We start from the raw sequence: 21,581 nt of genomic DNA on the forward strand, positions 1-21,581 counted from the left end.
GGTGGTTGATCCGGTGCTACCGGATGGTTGGTTCGGTCACTGCTTCGCATGCTGGTCCGGGTGGTCTACGAGGTGCTGTACGCGCCGGAACAGCAGGTCGTTCACCACATGACCCTTGTCCAGTCCCTGGCCCTCGAAACGGGTCAGCGGCCGGAAGTCGGGACGTGGCGCGTAACCGCCGTCGGGCTGGGTGTTCTCGAAGTCCGGGTGCGCGTTCAGCACTTCGAGCATCTGTTCTGCGTATGGCTCCCAGTCGGTCGCGCAGTGCACGAGGGCGCCCGGCTTGAGGCGGGTCGCGACGAGGCTGAGGAACTCCGGCTGGATCAGCCGCCGCTTGTGGTGCCGCTTCTTGGGCCAGGGGTCGGGGAAATACACGCGCAGCCCGCTGAGGGACTCGGGCGGGAGCATCTCCCTGAGCAGGATGATCGCGTCGCCGTTGCCGACCCGGATGTTGGACAGTCCGCTCCGGTCGGCGAGATTGAGCAGGTTGCCCTGCCCCGGCGTGTGCACGTCGACGGCGAGGATCCCGGTCTCCGGGTCCTCGGCGGCCATCTGCGCGGTGGCCTCGCCCATCCCGAACCCGATCTCGAGCACGACGGGCAGGTCACTGCCGAACAACTCCGCCAGATCGATCGTCCGCTGCCCGTCGATGTCCAGCCCCCACTTGGGCCACAGCCGCTGCAGCGCGTCCGCCTGCCCGGCCGTCACCCGGCTCCGCCGCGGCTGAAAACTCCGGATCCGCCGCTCGAAGTGCGAACCGGCAGGGTCCGCCTTCGGTCCGTCGGGGAACCGGGGCTCCCCCTTGGCACGGGTGTGACGCAGCGAGGCCCCGGCCGGGGAGGCGAGCTGCGGCTCTTCGACGGAGTCAGGGAAGTCAGACACAGTGGGGTCGATTTTACGGCGGTTTCTTCGCCCCTCCGCCCCTACCCATCCCATACCTGGGGGGGTCCGCCCCCCCAGACCCCGTATCGCGCCTCGCGCTCGTCCTCAAACGCCGGACGGGCTGAAAAATCAGTCCCTCCGGCGTTTGAGGAGCGGGGTCCGGGGCGGAGAAACCTCACGCCCGCGCCAGCGCGGCCAGCGCCCTGCGGGCAACCTCTCTGCCAATCGGCAGCGAAGCCGTAGCGGCGGGCGAAGGCGCGTTGAGTACGTGCACCGTCCGCGGCCCCTCCCGGATCAGGAAGTCGTCCACCAGCGTGCCGTCACGCAGGACGGCCTGCGCACGAACCCCGGCCGGGGCAGGCAACAGGTCGTCCGGCGTCACCGCCGGCAGCAGCCGCCGCACCGCCGAGGTGAACGCCGGCTTCGACAGCGACCGCCGCAGCTCCCCGGTCCCGTACCGCCAGTGACGCCGAGCGATCCGCCAGGATCCGGGCCAGGCCAGCGTCGCGCCCAGCTCCCGGGGGCGGACGACCCCCCACCCGTACCCTTCGCGCGCCAGCGCAGGCACCGCGTTGGGCCCGATGTGCACATCCCCGTCGATCCCCCGGGTGAGATGCACCCCGAGGAAGGGGAAGGCGGGGTCCGGCACCGGATAGACGAGCCCGTGCACCAGCTCGGGTCGCGCCAGCGAGTAGTACTCACCCCGGAAGGGCACGATCCGCATTCCGGGGTCGTCCCCGGCGAGCCGCGCGATCTCGTCGCAGTGCAGCCCCGCGCAATTGACCAGCACGCGCCCGCGGACGACTGCACCGTCGGCCGTACGGACGGCGGCGCCGAGGCCGGGGCGCCGGTCGACGCGGACGACCTCCGCCCCGTACCGGATCTCGGCCCCGGAGGACTCCGCGAGCTGCCGGGCCACCGCGACGAAGTCGCAGATCCCGGTCGTGCCGACGTGGATGGCGGCGAGTCCGCGCACCTGCGGCTCGTACTCCGCTATCTGGGCCGGTCCCAGCTCCCGTACCGGAATGCCGTTCTCCCGGCCGCGCTGGACCAGGGCGTGCAGCCGGGGCAGCTCGGCCTTGTCCGTGGCGACGATCAGCTTGCCGGTGACGGCGTGCGCGATGCCGTACTCCGCGCAGAACTTGACCATCTCGGCGGCGCCCCGCACCGCGTACCGCGCCTTCAGGGAGCCTGGGCGGTAGTAGATCCCGCTGTGGATCACCCCGCTGTTGCGCCCCGTCTGGTGCAGGGCGGGAGCCTGCTCCTTCTCCAGCACCGTCACCCGCGTGCCCGGCGCCGCGCGCGTGATCGCATACGCCGTCGACAGGCCGACGATCCCGCCGCCGATCACCAGCACATCGCAGTCATACACGCTCCGCACCTGCTCCACCTCCCGACTTCGATAGTGCACTGCGCCACTGACAATGCCTTCAAACCCGGGAGCGGGCCGCGCCCCCGTCAGGGGCGCGGGGCTGTGACATTGTGCGGCTCCGCCGCGTGGGCGTGACCAGGCACAGACGGCCCGCAGACGCCGAACCGGCGTGTGAAACCCGGCCCCCAAGCGGAGCGCTTACGCGGGAGCCATAAGCAGCGGCCGTGCGCGCTCCCGCAGCTCGACCACGCGCGGTTCGTCGCCGTACGGCTCCAGCCGGTGCAGGAGATCCTTCACGTACTCGGTGGTGCGCGCGGAGGAGATGCGCCCCGCGACCTCCACCGCCCGTACGCCCTGCTCGCATGCCGCGTCGAGGTTGCCCGACTCCAGCTCGGCGACCGCCGACACCACCAGGCGCAGCCCGTGGGAGCGTACGAACTCCTCCGTCGGCTTCGACAGCGCCTGCTCGGTGAAGCGGCGCACCTGGCGCGGCGCCTTCAGGTCGCGGTAGCACTCGGCCGCGTCGGCGGCGAAGCGGTCGTAGGAGTAGAAGCCGAGCCAGGACGGGTCGTTGTCGCCGTCGCGGGCCCGCTCCAGCCAGCCCTCGGCGGCCCGCAGGGCGGTGCCGGCCGCCTGGGCGTCACCCGCGCGCGCGTGGGCGCGTGCCTCGACGAGGCGGAAGAAGCTCATCGTGCGGGCGGTGGCGAGGCCGCGGTTGCGTTCCAGGGCGGCCTGGGCGAGGTCGACGCCCTCGTCGCCGAAGCCGCGGTAGGTGGCCTGGAGGGACATGGAGGCCAGTACGTAGCCCCCCAGGGGCACGTCGGCGGCCGCTCGGGCCAGGCGCAGCGCCTGGATGTAGTAGCGCTGGGCGGCCTCCTGCTGGCCCGTGTCGAAGGCCATCCAGCCGGCGAGGCGGGTCAGTTCGGCACTGGCCCCGAAGAGCGCCCTTCCGACTTCGTCGGAGTACGAGCCCAGCAGCAAGGGCGCCGCCTCGACCCTTAAGCACTCCGGCACCATCGACGAACGCCAGTCGCCGCCTCCGTACTTGGAGTCCCAGCGCCTGGCGTCCTCGGCTGCCTCGCGGAGCTTCTGTACATCGCTGTGGCCGACTTTCAGCGGTGCTCCGGAGCCCTCACCGGGGCTCACCTCGCGCGCCACCGAGCTGTCGGCCGGGGTTATCAGCCACCGCGAAGCGGGAGTTGCGTATGCGCTCACTGCGAACGATCCCGCGAGCGACTGCCAGATGCCGCCGCTGCCGGCCCGGCGCCCGGCGAGGTCGAGGCGGTACAGCTCCGTCGCCGACCGCACCGCCTGTCCGACGTCACGGGGGAAGGCGAGGCCCACTTCCGGTGCGGGATCCGCGTCCGCCAGGCCGATCTCGTGGAGCGGCACCGGGCGGCCGAGCTTCTGGCCGATGGCGGCCGCGATGAGGTGCGGAGCCGCACCTTGCGGCACCATTCCCTTCGACACCCAGCGCGCCACCGACGTCTTGTCGTAGCGAAGAGTCAACCCGCGTTGAGCGCCAAGGTCGTTGACGCGTCGTGCGAGTCCTGCGTTGCTGATTCCCGCGAGGGCGAGAACGGCGCCGAGTTTTTCGTTCGGCCCGCGTTGCTCCCTGGACATGCGCCACCCCTCGACACAGACGGCTGCCGCGCTGGCATAACCACGCGGCATTCGTAAACCCAGCGTAGTTCGCCCAATCCCAAGCGTTAAGGGGCGTACTTCCGGATGGCGGGATTGTGGTCCGTACGACAGTACGGACGGTTGCGGCGTGCTCCCGCTGTGTGGCCGTGCGCCCGTCCGTGCGCTCTTCTCCGGCCATCGGGGGAGCGCTTCCATGGATCGTGCGTGGGTCGGCCCGCTGTACTGGATCCAGTGGGCTGGGGGACACCGCCGCCTCCATCCCCGCGGGCGGCGGACCGGTCCGGGAGGCGAACTCCGCCTCCCGGACTGTGCGTTGCCGGAGCGGTGCGCAGGGCCTGTACGGAGCGTGTGCGCTCCTGTCCATCCGCAGCCGATTTGGCCGAAAACCGACGGTGGCTTTCGGGGGCGATTAGGGCTCCTACCACGTCAGTTGAGGGCGTGCAGGGGGTTTTGGGGGAGCGTATCGGGGGCGCATTCGCGTCGGCCCGGGGGTGACCCGGAGGTGGCCCGGGGGTGGTTGGGCGTTGGCCGAGGGGGCGGCTGGGTGCCGCTCGGGGGTCGGTTCGCCGTCGGCGGCAGGTTGGTGGCATGTCGGTGGCGCGTGGGTTCAACGTCGGTAGTGCGTCGGCTCGGTGGCGGGTGCTCGGCGGGGTCGACATCGGTTGCTCGTCGGGCTCGGTGACGGTTGCTTGTTGAGCTCGGTGACGCGTGCTCGTCGGGGTTGATGCCGGTTGTGCGGCGGCCTCATATCGGCGTGGGCTGCCGCACGGGGGCGCATTTCGGGGAGCGCAAGCCGCCGCAGGGGCCCTCCCGCGCGCTTCCTTCGTGGCAGCATGGTGCCCAGTTCGTGCGGTGCACTGGTTGTCCACAGCCTGTGGAGGCGGCGATGCGATGGTTGGTGGGGTGGAGCAGTACCGCCGCCAGAGCGCCTGAGTTCGGCTCGGCGGGCGCCACCGGAAGCGACGGCGAGACCGTGCACCCGGTCGGCTCCCAACTCCTGTGGGGCGACCCCGATCCGCTCTGGGCGGTCGGCGACTGGCGGCCCGACGAGGTGCGCGTCGTGAAGGCCGACGCGCAGAACCGGATCGCCGTACTCGGCACCTGCGGAGCCTCCGACGAAGAGCTGCGGGTCGGGCTGTTCGCCGCGCGCGGAGGGGCACTTCGGCATCTGACCAACTGGTCCGGCAGCTATACGACGGTCGTTCAGGTAGGCCGGCGCGTGACCGTCTGCGGTGATCTCGCCGGTGCGCGGCCCGTGTTCTACACCCCCTGGGCGGGCGGTACGGCCTACGCGACCGCCGCGCTCCCCCTCGCCGACCTCATCGAGGCGAACCTCGACTTCGGGCACCTGGCGGCCCTGCTCGCCGCCCCCGACGTACCGGCCGCGGTGCACGACTCGACGCCGTACGAAGGTGTGCGGCGCATCCCGCCGGGGCACGCGCTCATCCTGCGCGCCGGGGCGCGCGAGATCGCCGGGTACGAGCCGGTCGCCTCCCTCGCGGTCGCGGCGCCGTCGGCCGACCCCGCGAGCGCCGTGGACGCCGTGCGTGACGCCCTCGTAGAGGCCGTACGCGCGCGTCTCGCCGCACCGCGCCATGTGCCGGGCACCGATGTGGACCCCGGGCCCGTGCCCGGGATGGGGCCGGCCGAGCGGCGCGCTGCGCGGGGGACGCCGGTGCCGGGGATTGGAGCGGACCTCTCCGGAGGGCCCGCTTCGGGGACGTTGGCGCTGCTGGCGGCGGGGCTTCCCGGGGCGCCCGGGACGGTCCTTGGGCATGGCACCGGGGCGGGTGAGCGTCTCCTCGCGGTGACCTTCAACGACCTTGCCGTCAGCGGGCGGGAGGCCGAGTTGGAGCGGGCCGGGACGCTGGCCGCGAATCCCCGGCTGCACCATGTGGTCGTCGCCGGGGGCGAAGAGGTGCTTCCCTACGCCGACTTGGAGGGCCCGCTGACCGACGAGCCGGGCCCGTCGCTGGTGACCGCTGCCCGGCACCGTGCGCGGCTCTCCTCGGGAAGCGCGGACCACTTCACCGGGTACGGCGCCCGGCAGGTCCTGGACGCGCATCCGGCGCGGCTCGCGGACCTGCTGATGGACCGCAAGCGGCGTCACCTCGTGCGGCCGGTCGCCGCGTTGGCGAAGGCGGACGGGTCGGTGATGGTTCCCGCGCGCGTGTACGGCGCGGCGCGCAAGCTGGCCCGTACGCCGTACCGCACCGGTGTCGACGTCCTCGCCGACCGGTTGCTGCACCGGCGGTTCGAGGAGCCGGGAGGTGCCGTGGGGGCGTCGCTCGCCGCGCTCACCTGGGCCAGACCTGGGCCTGCGGCGCGGTGGCTGACCGGGGAGGCGTTGGCTGAAGTATCGGTTCGCCTGCAGGGGGCGACGGGGCGGCCCGGGGTTGGACCCGGGCAGCGGCCGGGCGACTTCCGCGCGCGTGCGGCTCTTGCCCGCCATGCGGCGGACCTGCGCGTCCTGGAGCAGGCCGCCGAGATCCGCTTCCAGCGGTTGCACGCGCCGTTCCTCGACAACCAGGTGGTACGCGCGTGCCGTGACCTTCCGGAGGCGCTGCGGGTGCAGCCCGGGGCTCGGGCGGCGATTCTGCGTACGGTGCTGGAGGGGGCGGGGGTGGCTGATCTCCCCCCTGGGTGGGGCGCGCCCTCCCACGCGTCCTCGGCGGCGGCCGCGCGTACCGGGTTGCGGGTGGCCGCGGATTCCCTGATCGCGCTGTTCGACACCCCACTGCTCGCCCAAGCGGGCCTGGTCGAGGCCCGAGTCGTCCGCAAGGCCCTCCGCGCGGCCGCGGAAGGCGAACCCCTGCCCCTGGACGGTCTGGCCGACCTGGTCTCCCTCGAGCTGTGGCTACGACGACTGCTGGCCCGACGAGGCACCTGCTGGACGGGCACCCCCGCCCGACAACGCGCCGTGCCGGCAGGGATCGTGCCGCAGGGGCGGGCGTTGGGGGCGGGGGCGGTTCGGCGGGGGTAGCGGGGCCATTCCTTCGGTGGTGGGTGCGGCGCAGGCCGCCGGTGGGTGGGGCGAGGCCGTGCCGGTACATCCGCGCCGTCGCCGGTCGCAGTGTGGGGTGCTGCCACGGCTCTGCCTGCTGGCTACCGGCTGGTGGGTGGGGCGGGGCCGTGCCGGTACATCCGCCCCGTCGCCGGTCGCAGTGCGGGGGGCGCCCCGGCTCCCCCTGCTGGCCACCGGCCGGTGGGTGGGGCGGGGCCGTGCTGGTACATCCGCGCCGTCGCTGGTCGCTGTGTGGGGTGCTGCCACGGCTCTGCCTGCTGGCTACCGGCTGGTGGGTGGGGCGGGGCCGTGCTGGTACATCCGCGCCGTCGCTGGTCGCTGTGTGGGGTGCTGCCACGGCTCTGCCTGCTGGCTACCAGCCGGTGGGTGGGTCGGGGCCGTGCTGGTACATCCGCGCCGTCGCTGGTCGCTGTGTGGGGTGCTGCCACGGCTCTGCCTGCTGGCTACCGGCCGGTGGGTGGGGCGGGGCCGTGCCGGTACATCCGCCCCGTCGCCGGTCGCAGTGCGGGGTGCTGCCACGGTTCACCCTTGCTGGCAACCACGTAAGCGACGGGGCATGTGATGTACCGGCACGGCCCCTCCCGTGCGTCGGCGACTGCGGGTGCGTTCCGCTTACCGTGCCTGCCCCCGTCCACTCCGCGGACACCGACCAGCCGACCAGCCAGCTCGTGGTGCGTTTGCGGCCGAGGCGACTCACCGCAGCCCATCCGCCCACCCGGCCGCATTTCCCACCCATCCCGCTCCCCCCGGTCCACGGCGCCGTCCCCCTCCACCCCGCTGGCGCCTTCTGCTCCGCCGGTGTCATCCAGCCCGCCCGGCGTTCGAGGCCGAGGCGAGGTGCGACACCTCCCCACCCAGCTCACCCACCCACCCCGCTGTCCCGCCTCCCCCGGGCCCCAGGCATTTCAGCCCGTCCGGCGTTTGAGGACGAGGCCGTTCGGGCCGATGCGGGGGTCTGGGGGAGGCAGTCCCCAGGGGCGGGAGGGGAAGGGGCGGAGGGGGCGAAAAACCGCACCCACCCGCACCACCGCGCCCGGCGAGGTAGGAGGCAGGGCGGCTTGCCCGGGGAGGCTCGCCGGAGAAAGGCGGTGCTCTGGGGAGTGGGGACGGGGAGAATGGGTGGGTGCGGTACAGGATTCTGGGGGTCGCCCAGGTGGAGGATGACCGGGGGGCCCTGGTTCCCGTGGGCGGCCCCCGCGTGCGCGCACTGCTCGCAGCCCTGGCGCAGCGCCCCACCCGCACCACCGCCCTGGACACCCTGATCGACGAGGTGTGGGCGGACGATCCCCCACTGGACGCCCCCGCGGCGCTACAGGCCCTCGTCGGCCGCCTGCGCCGAGCCATCGGCAAGGACACGGTCACCTCGGAGGCGGGCGGCTACCGCTTGCGGGCCGCCAAGGACGACGTGGATCTGTTCGTCTTCGAGCGGCTGGTGGGGGAGGGCAAGGCCGCCCTGGACCGCGGTGACGCCACAACCGCCTCCGACCGCCTGCGCGAAGCCCTCGCCCTGTGGCGCGGCCCCGCCTTCGTGGACCTCCCCGACCGCGCCGCGGCGACCCGCCCGGAGGCCCTCCGCCTGGAGGCGACACGGACCCGCATCGAGGCGGACCTGCGACTCGGCCGCGCCACCGACGTCGTACCGGAGCTGAAGGAACTGACGACGGCTCACCCGTACGACGAGGGGCTGCACGTTCTGCTCATCCGCGCCCTGCGCGACGCCGGCCGCCGTGCGGATGCCCTGGCCGCGTACGAGGGGGTGCGCCGCGGATTGCAGGACGGTCTGGGCGCGGATCCCGGACCGGAACTGCGCTCCCTGTACGCGGAGTTGCTGGACCCGCAGCCGGAGAGCGAGCAGGGGTATGGGGCGGGGAGGGCGGCTCAGCCCCGCGTGCGTGTGGATGCCGCGTCGGCGGCGGCATCCGCCGAGCCGGGAGAGCCCTCCCGTGCACTGCGGAGCGGGAACATTCGTCCGCGTCTGAACTCATTCGTCGGCCGGGAACCCGAACTCGACGCCGTCCGTTCGGATGTGCAGAGGGCACGCCTGGTCACGCTGACCGGACCAGGTGGTTCGGGAAAGACCCGCCTCGCCGAGGAAGCCGCCACCGGGCTTCCGCAGGCGTGGCTGGTCGAGTTGGCCCCGCTCGACCGGCCCGAGGCGGTCCCGGGCGCGGTGGTCAGCGCCCTCGGTCTGCGCGAAACCGTGCTGATCACCAACGAGATGGCGGTGCCGCAGGACGACCCGGTCGCCCTGCTCGTCGAGTACTGCGCCCCGCGCAGCCAACTCCTGATCCTTGACAATTGCGAACATGTCATCGGCGCGGCGGCCGAGCTCGCCGAGACTCTGCTGACGCGCTGCCCCGGGCTCACGATCCTCGCCACCAGTCGTGAACCCCTCGGCGTGCCCGGCGAGTTGGTGCGCCCGGTCGAACCCCTGCTGCCCGATCCCGCGCGCCGTCTCTTCATGGAGCGGGCGTCGGCCGTGCGCCCGGACGCCGACAGCGACGCCGCGTTCCACGACCTCGCGGCCGTGGACGAAATCTGTCGGCGACTCGATGGTCTGCCCCTGGCCATCGAGCTGGCCGCCGCCCGGCTGCGGTTGCTCACCCCGCGGCAGATCGCCGACCGGCTCGACGACCGCTTCCGGCTGCTCACCTCCGGGAGCCGCACGGTGCTGCCCCGCCAGCAGACCCTGCGCGCCGTCGTCGACTGGTCCTGGGACCTGCTCGACGAGCGGGAGCGGACCGTGCTGCGTGAGGCGTCCGTGTTCGCGGGCGGCTGGGACCTGGCGGCCGCGGAGGCCGTGTGCACCAGGCCTGCGGCCGACCTCGTCGGGGCGCTCGTCGACAAGTCCCTGATCGTCGCCACCCCGTACGACGGTGACGGAGACGGGCCTGGTGGCATGCGGTATCGGATGCTGGAGACCATCCATGAGTACGCCTCCGAGCGTGCCGCCGAGGTCCCCGAGCTGCGCGCCGCGGCCGAGCGGCGCCACCGCGCGTGGGTGCGCGCGCTCGTCGAGGAGGCCGAGCCGCTGCTGCGTTCCGCCGAGCAACTCCCTTGGATCCGGCGCCTGGAGACCGAGCTCGACAACATCCGGGCGGCCCTCCACCGCGCGGTCGTCGGCCGTGACGAGGAGGAGGCCGGCTCCCTCGTCCTCGCCATGGGCTGGTTCTGGTGGCTGCGCAACTTCCGTCGTGAGGCCACGGAGTGGACGGACCTCGTGCTGCGCTTGGGCACGGCGATCGACCTTGGCGTCCTGTCCAGCGAGAAGAGGGGCGCGACCGTGGGGCCGGGCGAGCGCGCTCGCCCGGGCGGGTCTGCCGGAGCCGCCGGTGACGCCCTTCTTGCCGAGCTGGCCGCCGTCGATCCGGTCGAGGCCTTCCTCGACGCGCCCGGTCGCGACGAGCGTCACCCGCTGCGCAGCATGCGGATGAGGCTGCGCATGCTCCACCTGTTCATGAAGCTGGATGTCGAACCGCCGGACGAGCGGGACGACGGCCGAATGCGGGAGTACATCAGGCGGGTGCCGGCCGTCTTCGAGGAGGGCGGCCCGGACGCGGCGCGCATGCCGGGCCTCGTCTGGCCGATGGCCGCCTTCTTCCTGGGCTCGCGCGACATGCGGCCCACCATGGACGCGTGGGTCGCCAACTGCCGTGCGTACGGCGGCGAGTGGGAGATCGGCGTCTCCCTGATGTTCCGTGCGCACATGATCGTCGACGCTCCGGGCGGTTTGTACGGCGTGGACGACGACCTGGCCGAGCTGCGGGTGCTCAGCCGCCGGGTGGGCGACCGGTGGATGCGGGCGCAGGTGTGTAGCGCGGCCGGTGAGGCGGCCATGGCGCGCAGCCGTTTCGACGCGGCGAAGGGGGAGTACGAGGAGGCGCTGCGGCTCGCCTTCGAGGTGGGCGCGTATGCCGAGACGCCCTTCCTCATGGCGCGGCTGGCCGAGATCGCCTACCGCGCGGGGGAGCGGTCCGAGGCGCTGGCCGCTCTGGACGAGGCGAGCGCGGCGGCCGACCAGTACGGGGTGATGGACTCCCGGGCGTTCGTCCGCCTGCTCCGTGCCCAGTTGGCCCTGGACGACGGGGAGGTGGCCTTCGCGCGCGAACTGTTCGAGCAGGCGCGCGAGGAGAGCTCCCGAGGCACCCCGCCCCCGCAGTTCACGGCGGCGCTGAACTGGATCGACGCGCTCGTCACGGCCGCCGAGTCCGGCCCGGAGCGCGGTCTGCGGAAGCTGTTCGACGCCCTGCGGGAGGCGGTGGACGACCGGTGCGCCGATGTGGTGGCCGCGGGCCTCGTTGATGTCGCGGCGAGCCTGCTCACCGAGATCGGCGAGCACCCGCCCGCGATCCGCCTGCTCGCCGCCGGTACGCGGTGGCGCCAGGGCCATCCGCGCCCCGCGCGCGAGCGCGCCGAGGCCGAGCGTACGGAGGCAGCCGCGATGGCGGCCCTCGGCCCCGCCCGCTATGAGTCCGAGCGCTCCACGGGGTCGGACTTCACCACGGACGACGCCCTGCGGGACCTGGCCGAGGCACTGAAGGAGCACCCCGCCGAGTAGCGGCGCGTCGACGCGCACTCACTGGCACAGGAACCTCGACTCCGCCCAGTCCGCCAGCGCCGCCGAGTCGAGCGGCGAGTGGGGTTCGACGACGAGGCGGCTCGTCTTGTGGCCGGTGAGGTTCACATGAACGGGGACCGCCCGGTCGCCACCCTTGAGCATCGGCGACTGCCACATCAGGGACCCGTCGACGTACACCGAGAAGCGCACCTTGCCGAGGCCCATCGTCAGGTCGTCGACGCCGGCCATCGCGTCGTACGAGGAGCAGCTGCGGTTGAGGTCGATGGTGACGGACGACTGGCCGTGGACGGTCACGCCGTGCGCGTACTGATTGTTCGCGATCGACACCCCCTGGCGCTGCCACACCCAGCTGCTCTCGCCGAGCCGCATCTCGGGCTTGGTGTGGTCGCCGTTGACGTCGTACTCCAGCTCGCTCCACTGGTAGACGACCGGTGCGGGAGGGGGAGGGGGAGGGGTCGGAGTCGGGGTCGGAGTCGGAGTCGGAGTCGGGGCGGGCGAGGCCTTCGTCGGGGCAGGTGTGGGGGACGGCTTGGGTGTGGGCTTCGGGGTGGGCTCGGGCGTCGGCGTAGGGGTCGAGGTGGGTGCCACCACCGGCGGCTTCGGTCCGGGTGCCACCACCGGCGGCTTCGGCGCGGGTGCCTTCTTCGGCGGCTTCGGTGACGGCAGCGGCGCTTCGACGGCTGGTGAGGTGGCCGGTTTGGCCTCGGGCTTCTTGGCCGAGCTGTCGTTGCCGACCAGGGCGAGTGCCACCGCCGCGGCGGCCACCGCGACGACACCCGCCGCGATACCGGCCTTGACCGGCGCACCGATCCCCTCCGAGGCGACCGCGCCGCCACCTGCGCTCGCACCGCCGGAGCTGCCACCCGCCGCGGCGGCCGCGCCGGCTCCGGCGCCACCGGCGATGAGCGCGACGGCCTTCGCGTACCCGGCGGCACCGAACCAACCGATGACCGCGACCGGCACGACCGCGGGGATCCCGCCGGCGACTTCCTCGATCTGGCCTGCGGCCAGTCTGCACTTGGCGCACTCCTCCAAGTGCTTGCGCAGCCCGCGCTCGGCACGCGTGCGCAGCCCGCCGCGGGCGTAGGCGCCGAGCCGGTCGGCGTAGCGCGCGCACTCCTGGTCCCTGGTGAGCGTGGCGCTCACATGCGCCTGGAGATAGGCCTGCTTGAGGCCCTCGCGGGCGCGGCTGGCGAGGACACGCGTGCCGTTGGCGTCGAGCCCGAAGAGCGTGGCGACCTCGCTCGGCGACTCGTCCTCGACCTCCGTGTGCCACAGCACGGCCTGCCAGCGCTCCGGCAGCGAGCGGAACGCCTGCATGGCCATGGACTGCTCGGCCTCGTGCATCGCGCGCACGTCGGCGCCCAGGTCCAGTGTGCCGTCGTCGGAGATCTCGTAGGTGCGCGCGGCCTGCGCCGCGAACACGGCGAAGTCGTCGACCAGTTGCTCCCGCTTCGCCGACTTCATCCAGCTCGCGGCCACCCGGCGGACGGTCGTCAGCAGATACGCGCGTACGGCGTGCTCGGGGCCGCTGCCGCGGCGCACCGCCTGGAGCATGCGGGCGAACACCTCGGCGGTGAGGTCGTCCGCCGTGTGCGCGTCCCGGCAGCAGGTGCGCGCGTAGCGGCGCACGGCCTCCGCGTGGCGCCGGTACAGCTCCTCGTACGCCGTGTCGTCGCCCGCGCGCATCCGCTCGATCAGATCGGCGTCCGACGGCGGCAGATCGCCCGGGGGCGGCAGGGCGCTGCCCTCGCGCCGGTGGAGCCGGTCGCGCTGCGGCGGAACGCTGTGATCGGGCGCGCCGCCGGACGATGCGCCGCCGGAAGGCGTGGCACCGGACGGTGAGTCACCGGACCGTGAGCCACCGGACGGCGCGCCCCCGGACGGTCCGGCACCCAGGGTGGTGCGGCCCTGTGGCCCGCCCTGGCTGGGTACCTGCGGCGTCGGCAGTCCGCCGGTTCCTGTGCCGCCGTCGGCGCCGTCGTCACCGAGTGACTCGTCCCGCCCGTCAACGCTCATCGCGGAAAGCCCCCGCCTGCACACTCGGACCCGAATACCGGGAAAGAGTGCCACACGGTTCAGGGGCGGGAGCCCCCAGCACGGATCAACCACTCATCCGTGGGGCCTTCCCACCCGGGAGCACTGGAGTCACTCGTTTGGGGAACAGTCAACGAACTACCCCCGCAAGGCAGTTGCCGCTACATCCGAAATGTCTGAGGCGTGACCAGGCGGCACCCCGTACGCGAGCGGCGCAGCACCCGCGCCCAGGACGGCCCGTGTTTCCGGGAAAGCCCGCTACTCCGGGTTCCGGGAACCCCGGCACTCCGGGAACCCCCGGCACGCCCGCGAAACCTGGCACTCCAGGGAACCCCAGTACTCGAGTGACAGCTCACGCCGGACGCGAGCGCAGCCCCTCCAGCAGGATGTCGAGGAGCCGGGCCGAGGCCGCGGCCTGCTGGGCGGCGTCCGGCAGCGAGGGCGCCGCCGTCGCTATGACCAGCAGGACGTCCGCCACGGTGACGTCCGCCCGCAGCTCGCCCGCCGCACGCGCCCGCTCCACCAGTCGGCCGACCACGTCGAGCAGCGCAGCCGCACCGGCGTCGTCCGCCGCCGCGACCACCGACTCCTCCTCGGGCGACGGCCGCTGTTCGACGAGCCGCAGCTCGGGCGAGAGTTGGGACCGCTGCTGCGGCACCCGCGCCTCGTCCGCCTCGACCCCGTCCTCCGCGACGCCGACCCGCAGTATCTGCGGCGGCAGCAGCCGCCCGGCGCCCGAGGCCACCGACGTACGCAGGAAGCGCGAGAGCGCCGACCACGGCTCGTCCTCCTGGCCGAGCGCCGCGCGTGCCTGGTCGGTCAGCCGGGAGGTCTCCTCCTCGGCTATCCGCCGGACCAGGACGTCCTTGCTCGGGAAGCGCCGGTACACCGTGCCGACACCGACCCGGGCGCGCCGGGCGACGTCCTCCATCGGCGCGCCGTACCCCAGCTCGCCGAAGACCTCGCGCGCCGCGCGCAGTACGTGCTCCAGATTGCGCTGTGCGTCCACGCGCAGCGGCGTCGTGCGCGATCCTTCGCCCAGACCGCGGCCATTGCCGCTCGCCGCCCCGCTGACCGTGCCACCGGACGCGATGGCAGACGCGGAAGACCAATGAGAGTCCTGAATGTGCATAAGCGTTCCCCCGGTAATGACGTCTCCCCCCGGAGACTCTCCCCGCCATTGGTAGCCGGAGCGTGCGGAACAAGCTTGTGTGCACGAGCCCGCCCTACGGACTCGTCGAGCGCATCCCCCTACACCCCGTCGACACACGAACATAGTTGAGAGGGGGTCAATTCAGAAGGGGCAGGTTCCGCACGGAGCGCCCCCCGATCGGAGTACGGGGCGGTTACGTCCCGATTGCGCCCCCTCCGCCCACCCCGCTCACCCCCGCTGACCTGCACATCTTCCGTGGACTCCGGCAAATCGGCCAACCCTGCGCGTTGTCGGCGCCCGGTCACACAAATTGCCGGGGCTGTGGACAAACTCCAGAGCTGGGTGCGTCATGGGATGGTGAAGGAACGTGCGCGCATTCTCATTGTCGGCGGCGGCTACGTCGGGATGTACACCGCTCTGCGCCTGCAGAGGAAGTTGAATCCTGAACTGAAGCGGGGCGATGTGGAGATCACGGTCGTCTCGCCCGACCCGTACATGACGTATCAGCCGTTCCTTCCCGAGGCGGCCGCGGGCTCGATCTCGCCGCGCCACGTCGTCGTCCCGCTGCGCCGGGTCCTCGACCAGTGCAAGGTCGTCATCGGCGAGGCCCAGTCGATCGACCACGCCAAGCGCACCGCGACCCTCACCACGCTCGCCACCGAGGAGGAAGGCGCGGGCGCGGAGCAGATCACGTACGACGAGCTCGTCCTCGCCCCCGGCTCGATCTCACGCGCCCTCCCGATCCCCGGGCTCGCCGACTACGCCATCGGCTTCAAGACGGTCGAGGAGGCCATCGGCCTGCGCAACCACGTCATCGAGCAGATGGACATCGCCTCCTCCACCCGCGACCCCGCGATCCGCGACGCGGCCCTGACCTTCGTCTTCGTAGGAGGCGGTTACGCCGGCGTCGAGGCGCTCGGCGAGCTGGAGGACATGGCCCGCTACACCGCGCGCTACTACCACAACGTGCAGCCCGAGGACATGAAGTGGATCCTCGTCGAGGCCTCGAACCGCATCCTCCCCGAGGTCGGCGAGGAGATGGGCAAATACACGATCACCCAGCTGCGCCGCCGCAACATCGACGTACGCCTGGAGACCCGCCTCGACTCCTGCGCGGACCGGATCGCCGTCCTCAGTGACGGCGCCCGCTTCCCCACGCGTACGGTCGTGTGGACGGCCGGCGTGAAACCGCACCCGATCCTCGCCGCCACCGACCTCCCCCGGAACGAGCGCGGCCGCCTCAAGTGCACCCCCCAGCTGACCGTCGACGGCGTCACGCACGCGTGGGCCGCGGGAGACGCCGCCGCCGTCCCCGACGTCACCGCCGCGGAACCCGGCAAGGAGACCGCGCCCAACGCCCAGCACGCCCTACGCCAGGCCAAGGTCCTCGGCGACAACATCGCGCACTCCCTGCGCGGCGAGCCGCTCGAAACGTACTCCCACAAGTACGTCGGTTCGGTCGCGTCCCTGGGGCTGCACAAAGGCGTCGCACACGTCTACGGGCGCAAGTTGAAGGGCTATCCTGCCTGGTTCATGCACCGCGTCTACCACCTGAGCAGGGTGCCGACCTTCAACCGCAAGGCCCGTGTGCTCGCCGAATGGACCCTGGCGGGGCTCTTCAAGAGGGAGATCGTGTCTCTCGGTTCGCTCGAACACCCCCGTGCGGAGTTCGAACTCGCGGCCGGTGGAAAGCATCCTCTCGACCCGAAGCTCGACCCGAAGGGGTCGTCCTGACCGGACCCAGGAACTCCACCGGTTGGGCCGGCGTCTGACGGATGTCGGCCCGGTCGGCCAGACTGCCAGACTGGTCCACGACCTTGGGCGGGCCCACCGCTCGCCCTTCTAACCCACGAGGCTTTCCCCACTGTGAACTTCACGCGCTGGAGCGCCCGGCTCCCCGGAACGCAGCGCCGCGCCGCAGCGCGGACCGAGCACACGGTCTCCCCGGACCGACGAGGGGAAGGCTCCGTGCCGGCGGCCCGCGCCGAACGGCTGAGCGACGACGCGCCGCCCGCGCTCGCCGTCGACGAGCTGCCCGTGCGCGAGGTCCTCGACCGCGTCCCGGCGCTCGTCGCCCTCGTGCACGGCCCCGAGCACCGCGTCGCGTACGTCAACGACGCCTATACGGCGGCCTTCGGGGTACGACCGGTCGGCGATCCCGCGCGCGAAGCGCTTCCCGAGCTGGACGAGCTCGGCCTGCTGCCGCTCCTCGACCAGGTACTGCGCAGCGCGAAGCCCCGTACGGTCAAGTCCCGCAAGGTGCCCAGCGGCCGCTCGTACACGTTCACCTGCACCCCCGTCGACACCTCCCCGGAGGGCCAGGGCGGCGGCGTGCTGATCTTCGCCACCGACGTCACCGACCACGCCGAGGCCGCCGAACGGCTGCGCGCCAGCGAGCGCCGCCAGCGCGAAACCGCCGTCACCCTCCAGCGCTCCCTCCTCCCCCAGGAGCTGGAGGAGCCCGACGACCTGCGCATCGCCGCCACCTACCAGCCCGGCGGCACGGAGGCCGCGGTCGGCGGCGACTGGTACGACGTGATCACCCTCGGCGGCGGCCGCACGGCGCTCGTCATCGGCGACGTCATGGGCCGCGGGGTGCGCGCCGCGGCCGTCATGGGCCAGCTGCGTACGGCCGTACGCGCGTACGCCCGCCTGGACCTCCCCCCGCACGAGGTCCTGCAGCTCCTCGACGGCCTCGCCACCGAGATCGACGCCAACCAGATCGCCACGTGCGTGTACGCCGTCCACGACCCCAACGAGGGGCGGCTGGTGTACGCCTCGGCGGGCCATCTCCCCATCCTGGTCCGCGACGAGAGCGGTACCGTCCACCGCGCCGACGAGCCCACCGGACCGCCGCTCGGCACCGGCGGCTGGCTGCACGCGTCGGGATCGGTCCCCCTGGGGCCCGGCTCCACCGCCGTCCTCTACACGGACGGCCTGGTCGAGCGCCGCGACGAGGACTTGGACGAGGGCATCGCGTCCCTGGAGCGTGCCCTCGTCGGCGCCACGGGTACCCCTCAGGTGATCTGCGACCGCCTGGTCCGCTCGGCGGGCGTCACGGCCGACCACGACGACGACGTGGCGGTCCTGGTCCTCCAGCACCCCGCTCGTACGGGGCCGGACGGCGAGCTCTTCCGCAACGCCGCCCTGGAGCTCCTCGGCGGCGTCGAGGCGGCCCCACGCGCGCGTGCCTTCGCCTCCGGCGTGCTGACCAGCTGGCGTTTCCCTCCTGAGCTGCACGACCTCGGTGTCCTCGCGGCCAGCGAACTCGTCGCCAACTCCCTCCAGCACGGCACCCCGCCGATGCGCCTGCGCCTGCGCCGCACCGACCGCCGCCTCATCATCGAGGTGACCGACGGCGACGACCACCTCCCGCGCCGCCGCCGCGCCGAACCGGGCGACGAGGCCGGGCGCGGCATCGCCATCGTCGCCACGATCGCCTCCGGCTGGGGCTCCCGGCGCACGCCGGGCGGCGGCAAGGCGGTGTGGTGCGAGTTCGCGCTGCCCCGCGGGGGGAGTTGAGGCGGGGGCTGGTCGCGCCCACGCGGCGGAGCCGCACACTGTCACAGCCCCGCGCCCCTGACGGGGCGCTCCACTCAGCGAAACCCCACCCGCAGTCCCCGCGCGTCACCTAGCCGCCCGCCCCACCCGGTGCTAGTAGCTCCCCCATGGCAGACGAAACGGGCTTTCAGCTCAAAGGAAGTGCTCCCGAGCGCTACGAGCAGTACGCCGCGCCGTTCATGGCGCCCTTCGTGGAGGCGGTCCTGGACGCCGTCGACCTGTTCCCCGGTGCCACGGTCCTGGACCTGGCCTGCGGCACCGGCTTCGCGGCAAGGGCGGCGGCCGCCCGCGTGGGCCCGGCGGGCCGCGTCTCGGGTGCGGACGTCAACGACGGCATGATCAGGGTGGCCAGGCAACACGCCCCCCGGATGTACCCGGACATCGAGTTCACCGTGGCCCCGGCGGACAAACTCCCCTACGAGGACGCCGCCTTCGACGCGGTCGTCTGCCAGCAGGGCGTCCAGTTCGTCCCCGACCTGGACGCGGCCTTCGCGGAGACGGCCCGAGTGACCCGCCCAGGAGGCCGCTTCGCCGCCACCACCTGGGCCTCCAGGGACCTGATCCCGTACTTCGTGGCCCAGTACGAGGCCGTCAAGGAGTACGGCGGCCCGGAGCTCGCCGCGGACTACGAGAACGCCTTCTCCGGCACCGCCGAACGCCTCACCACCGCCCTCCGCACCGCCGGCTTCCACGACATCACGGCCCACGAGGTCAGCTTCGGCATCGCCTTCCCGCCCCTCGCCGAGTACGCCCCGGGCCAGCTCTCGTCGACGTCCTGGGGCCAGGCGATCGCCGACAGCGGCGGCGACGACGCCCTCGTACGGGCCGGCCGCGCGGTCCACGCCCACCTGGCGGACCGCACCGCCCCCGACGGCAGCGCGACCCTCCCCTTCACGGCCAACCTGGTGACGGCGGTCCGCTGAGACGCAGAACGGCAGTCCGCTGAGACACAAAGACGGCCGCCACCACGTAGAGACGTGGCGGCGGCCGTCGTACGTCCGTCCGTCAGGAACCCGTCGAGACCGGCACCGGCTCCGTCGGCGTTCCGCCCTGCGCGACCACCCGGCTCCTCGCGAGCGAGGGCTGATTCTGTACGGGGGTGAGCTGCCGCCCCAGCCGCACGGCCAGGAACGTGATGCCGAGCGAGAAGAGCAGGAACGTCACGATGTACGGGCCGTGCAGCGACGCCGCCATCGGACCGCCCACCGCGGGACCGACCGCCAGCGCGAGCTGCTTCACCAGGGCGAAGGCGGAGTTGTACTGACCCGCCATGCCCGTCGGCGCCAGATCGGCGACCAGCGGCGCGACGGTCGGCGACAGCATCGCCTCGCCCAGCCCGAAGAGCGCGTACGTCGAGACGAAGGCCGCCGTGGCCATGGTCTGGCTACCGTGCCCGAGGCCCGCGTACCCGGCCGTGAGCCAGGCGACGGCCCAGATGAGGCCGACCGCGGCGATCACCCGGGACCGCTTCCGGCGCTCGACGAACTTGAGCACCGCGAACTGCGCGACCACGATCATCGCGGTGTTCGCCGCCATCGCCGTACCGAGCGCGGAGGTGGAGATCCCGGCCGCCTCGACGCCGTACGCGGAGAGGCCCGACTCGAACTGCCCGTAGCAGGCGAAGAACAGTACGAAGCCCAGCACGGACAGCTGCACCATGGCCCGGTTGCCGAGCAGCTGCTTCCAGCTGCCGCCCTTGGCCTGCGGCGCACCTACGACCTTCGGCGCGTGCGGCATCCGCACGGTCGACATGATCATGACGAGCAGCAGGAACATCGCCGCCTCGATCGCGAACAGCAGCGTGAACGAGCTCGCCCGCGACGTGTCGACGATGTGGCCGCCGATCAGCCCGCCGATGCCGAGCCCGAGGTTCTGCAGAAAGAACTGCGTCGCGAAGGCGCGTGACCGCGTCTCCGCCGAGGAGCAGTCCACGATCATCGTCGCGAGCGCCGGCTGCATCACGGCCTGTCCGGCACCGAGCGCGGCCGCCGACAGCAGCACGGTCGTGGCGCTGTTCGCGAGCCCGAGGCTCATCGCTCCGAAGGCGGCGGTGACCAGGGCGGCAAGCAGGACCGGCCGCGGGCCGCGCCGGACGATGGCCCGTCCGGCGAACGGCAGCACGACGAGAGCGGCCACGGCGAAGACGGCGAGCACGATGCCCGCCGTCATGGAGCCGAGTCCCCGCACCTGCGCCACATAGACGTAGAGGAAGGGGACGGTAAAGCCGAGCCCGAACGCGCTGAGTGCGTTGCCCACGTGGATCCGGCGCATCGCTGCGCCCATCGCCCTGGTCACTTTCACCTGCCTTGGTCGCGAAGCTTCCCCCTGCATGGATGCAGACCTGAAGACTTCGAAGCTAAAGTTAGAGGTTGAACTGTACACCTCGAAGGACTTCAACGCCAAGCAATGCCATGCGATACTGCGACCATGGGCGACACCCCCGGCGTCAGTGAGCCGACACTCGAAGAACAGATCGCCGCCTACCAGCGCGAGTTCCGGGACCTCGACCCCCAGGTCGAGAAGATCGTCTCGGCCCTCTCCCGCCTCAACCGGCGTATGAACGTCGCATACGGCCGCCAGACCGCCGCGCTCGGCATCAGCAACGCCGAGTGGGAGGTCCTCAAGGCCCTCGTCCTCTCCGGGGCCCCGTACCGCATGGGTCCGAGTGACCTCGCCAAGCGGCTCGGCCTCACTCCGGCCGCGATGACCCACCGCATCGACCGCATGGTCGCGGAGGGGCTGGTCACGCGAGAGCGCGACGAGTCCAATCGGGTACGCGTCATCGTGGAGCTCACGGATGAGGGGCGCGAGAAGTGGCTCGAGGCGATGCGCCTCGCCACCGTCTTCGAGGAGGACCTGCTCCAGGACCTGTCCGCCGATGACCGCGGCGTCCTGGGTGAGGTGCTGACCCGTCTTCTACGACGCGTGGAGCACGCCCAGCCGGACGCGGGCGGTCGGCTCAGCGACCTCGACTGAGGGCCTCGGCCCGGGATCTCGACCCCCGATTAAAGATCTTGACAGGAGAGGTTGACATCGCCTTCGCCGGTCCGTAAGGTTCTTCGAGTTGCCACGGGGCTGTAACGGTTCTGCGGCAGCACCTCCGCCGCAGATGCGGCAACCAAACCACCAGCACGATCTCCCAACGGGGTTGAATTCGGCGTGCCCGAATTCAATTCGCTTTGGGTTCGGCGGCCCGATTAGGAACTGCCGAGAGGATCCGCTAAAGTTTGGGACGTCGGAACGGCCCAACAGCCGCGAAGACAAACCCCGCTGACTGGGGGTCAGGCCCGAAAGGATCTGATAGAGTCGGAACCGCCGGAAAGGGAAA

At 72.2% G+C, this 21,581-nt stretch carries 12 protein-coding genes; 6 read left to right on the forward strand and 6 right to left on the reverse strand.

Annotated elements, in window-relative coordinates; all coding sequences use genetic code 11:
* Positions 1–36: 36 nt before the first annotated feature.
* The 3 genes from trmB to ACFY0T_RS26210 all read right to left on the reverse strand — a co-directional run bounded on the left by trmB (position 37) and on the right by ACFY0T_RS26210 (position 3,877).
* Entirely contained in the window at positions 37–882 is an 846-nt protein-coding gene (gene trmB, locus ACFY0T_RS26200; protein WP_388875099.1) for a tRNA (guanosine(46)-N7)-methyltransferase TrmB, read from the reverse strand.
* Positions 883–1,057: 175 nt separating this feature from the next.
* Complete coding sequence (gene lhgO, locus ACFY0T_RS26205; protein WP_388875102.1) at positions 1,058–2,263, reverse strand: L-2-hydroxyglutarate oxidase; 1,206 nt, start codon at positions 2,261–2,263, stop codon at positions 1,058–1,060.
* Between the two features lie 189 nt (positions 2,264–2,452).
* Positions 2,453–3,877, reverse strand: a complete 1,425-nt coding sequence (locus tag ACFY0T_RS26210; protein WP_388875105.1) for an MFS transporter — start codon at positions 3,875–3,877, stop codon at positions 2,453–2,455.
* A gap of 907 nt (positions 3,878–4,784) precedes the next feature.
* On the opposite strand from ACFY0T_RS26210, the gene ACFY0T_RS26215 reads away from it, so the two are divergent.
* A complete protein-coding gene (locus tag ACFY0T_RS26215) occupies positions 4,785–6,881 on the forward strand; it encodes an asparagine synthase-related protein (RefSeq protein WP_388875108.1) in 2,097 nt (698 codons plus the stop codon).
* Between the two features lie 1,165 nt (positions 6,882–8,046).
* Positions 8,047–11,481, forward strand: coding sequence for a BTAD domain-containing putative transcriptional regulator (locus ACFY0T_RS26220; protein ID WP_388875109.1), 3,435 nt, complete (start codon positions 8,047–8,049; stop codon positions 11,479–11,481).
* 18 nt (positions 11,482–11,499) lie between these two features.
* Here ACFY0T_RS26220 and ACFY0T_RS26225 read toward each other — a convergent pair whose 3' ends face one another.
* Positions 11,500–13,521 (reverse strand): sigma-70 family RNA polymerase sigma factor, encoded by a 2,022-nt coding sequence (locus tag ACFY0T_RS26225; RefSeq protein ID WP_388875112.1) that lies wholly within the window; start codon positions 13,519–13,521, stop codon positions 11,500–11,502.
* A gap of 370 nt (positions 13,522–13,891) precedes the next feature.
* On the reverse strand, positions 13,892–14,671 hold the full coding sequence (locus ACFY0T_RS26230; protein WP_388875120.1) for a TetR/AcrR family transcriptional regulator: 780 nt from the start codon (positions 14,669–14,671) through the stop codon (positions 13,892–13,894).
* A gap of 375 nt (positions 14,672–15,046) precedes the next feature.
* Here ACFY0T_RS26230 and ACFY0T_RS26235 point away from each other — a divergent pair, with 375 nt between their 5' ends.
* The 3 genes from ACFY0T_RS26235 to ACFY0T_RS26245 all read left to right on the forward strand — a co-directional run bounded on the left by ACFY0T_RS26235 (position 15,047) and on the right by ACFY0T_RS26245 (position 19,176).
* Positions 15,047–16,426, forward strand: a complete 1,380-nt coding sequence (locus ACFY0T_RS26235; protein ID WP_388875123.1) for an NAD(P)/FAD-dependent oxidoreductase — start codon at positions 15,047–15,049, stop codon at positions 16,424–16,426.
* Positions 16,427–16,558: 132 nt separating this feature from the next.
* Positions 16,559–18,214 carry a SpoIIE family protein phosphatase gene (locus ACFY0T_RS26240; protein ID WP_388875127.1) on the forward strand — a complete coding sequence of 552 codons (1,656 nt, stop codon included), beginning with the start codon at positions 16,559–16,561 and terminating at the stop codon, positions 18,212–18,214.
* A gap of 146 nt (positions 18,215–18,360) precedes the next feature.
* On the forward strand, positions 18,361–19,176 hold the full coding sequence (locus tag ACFY0T_RS26245) for a class I SAM-dependent methyltransferase (RefSeq protein WP_388875130.1): 816 nt from the start codon (positions 18,361–18,363) through the stop codon (positions 19,174–19,176).
* 82 nt (positions 19,177–19,258) lie between these two features.
* On the opposite strand, the gene ACFY0T_RS26250 is transcribed toward ACFY0T_RS26245, so the two are convergent.
* Positions 19,259–20,536 (reverse strand): MFS transporter, encoded by a 1,278-nt coding sequence (locus ACFY0T_RS26250; RefSeq protein WP_388875178.1) that lies wholly within the window; start codon positions 20,534–20,536, stop codon positions 19,259–19,261.
* Between the two features lie 144 nt (positions 20,537–20,680).
* On the opposite strand from ACFY0T_RS26250, the gene ACFY0T_RS26255 reads away from it, so the two are divergent.
* Entirely contained in the window at positions 20,681–21,229 is a 549-nt protein-coding gene (locus ACFY0T_RS26255; RefSeq protein ID WP_388875133.1) for a MarR family winged helix-turn-helix transcriptional regulator, read from the forward strand.
* Positions 21,230–21,581: the final 352 nt, after the last annotated feature.

This window comes from Streptomyces sp. NPDC001530, assembly GCF_042894545.1.
Taxonomy (GTDB): Bacteria; Actinomycetota; Actinomycetes; order Streptomycetales; family Streptomycetaceae; genus Streptomyces.

What these genes read in the sequence shown, in the direction of transcription:
- ACFY0T_RS26235 (WP_388875123.1), top strand. Translation starts at nt 15,047, where the DNA reads ATGGTGAAGGAACGTGCGCGCATTCTCATTGTCGGCGGCGGCTACGTC.
- ACFY0T_RS26230 (WP_388875120.1), bottom strand. Translation starts at nt 14,671, where the DNA reads ATGCACATTCAGGACTCTCATTGGTCTTCCGCGTCTGCCATCGCGTCC.
- ACFY0T_RS26225 (WP_388875112.1), bottom strand. Translation starts at nt 13,521, where the DNA reads ATGAGCGTTGACGGGCGGGACGAGTCACTCGGTGACGACGGCGCCGAC.
- ACFY0T_RS26245 (WP_388875130.1), top strand. Translation starts at nt 18,361, where the DNA reads ATGGCAGACGAAACGGGCTTTCAGCTCAAAGGAAGTGCTCCCGAGCGC.
- ACFY0T_RS26215 (WP_388875108.1), top strand. Translation starts at nt 4,785, where the DNA reads ATGCGATGGTTGGTGGGGTGGAGCAGTACCGCCGCCAGAGCGCCTGAG.
- ACFY0T_RS26250 (WP_388875178.1), bottom strand. Translation starts at nt 20,536, where the DNA reads ATGGGCGCAGCGATGCGCCGGATCCACGTGGGCAACGCACTCAGCGCG.
- ACFY0T_RS26255 (WP_388875133.1), top strand. Translation starts at nt 20,681, where the DNA reads ATGGGCGACACCCCCGGCGTCAGTGAGCCGACACTCGAAGAACAGATC.
- ACFY0T_RS26210 (WP_388875105.1), bottom strand. Translation starts at nt 3,877, where the DNA reads ATGTCCAGGGAGCAACGCGGGCCGAACGAAAAACTCGGCGCCGTTCTC.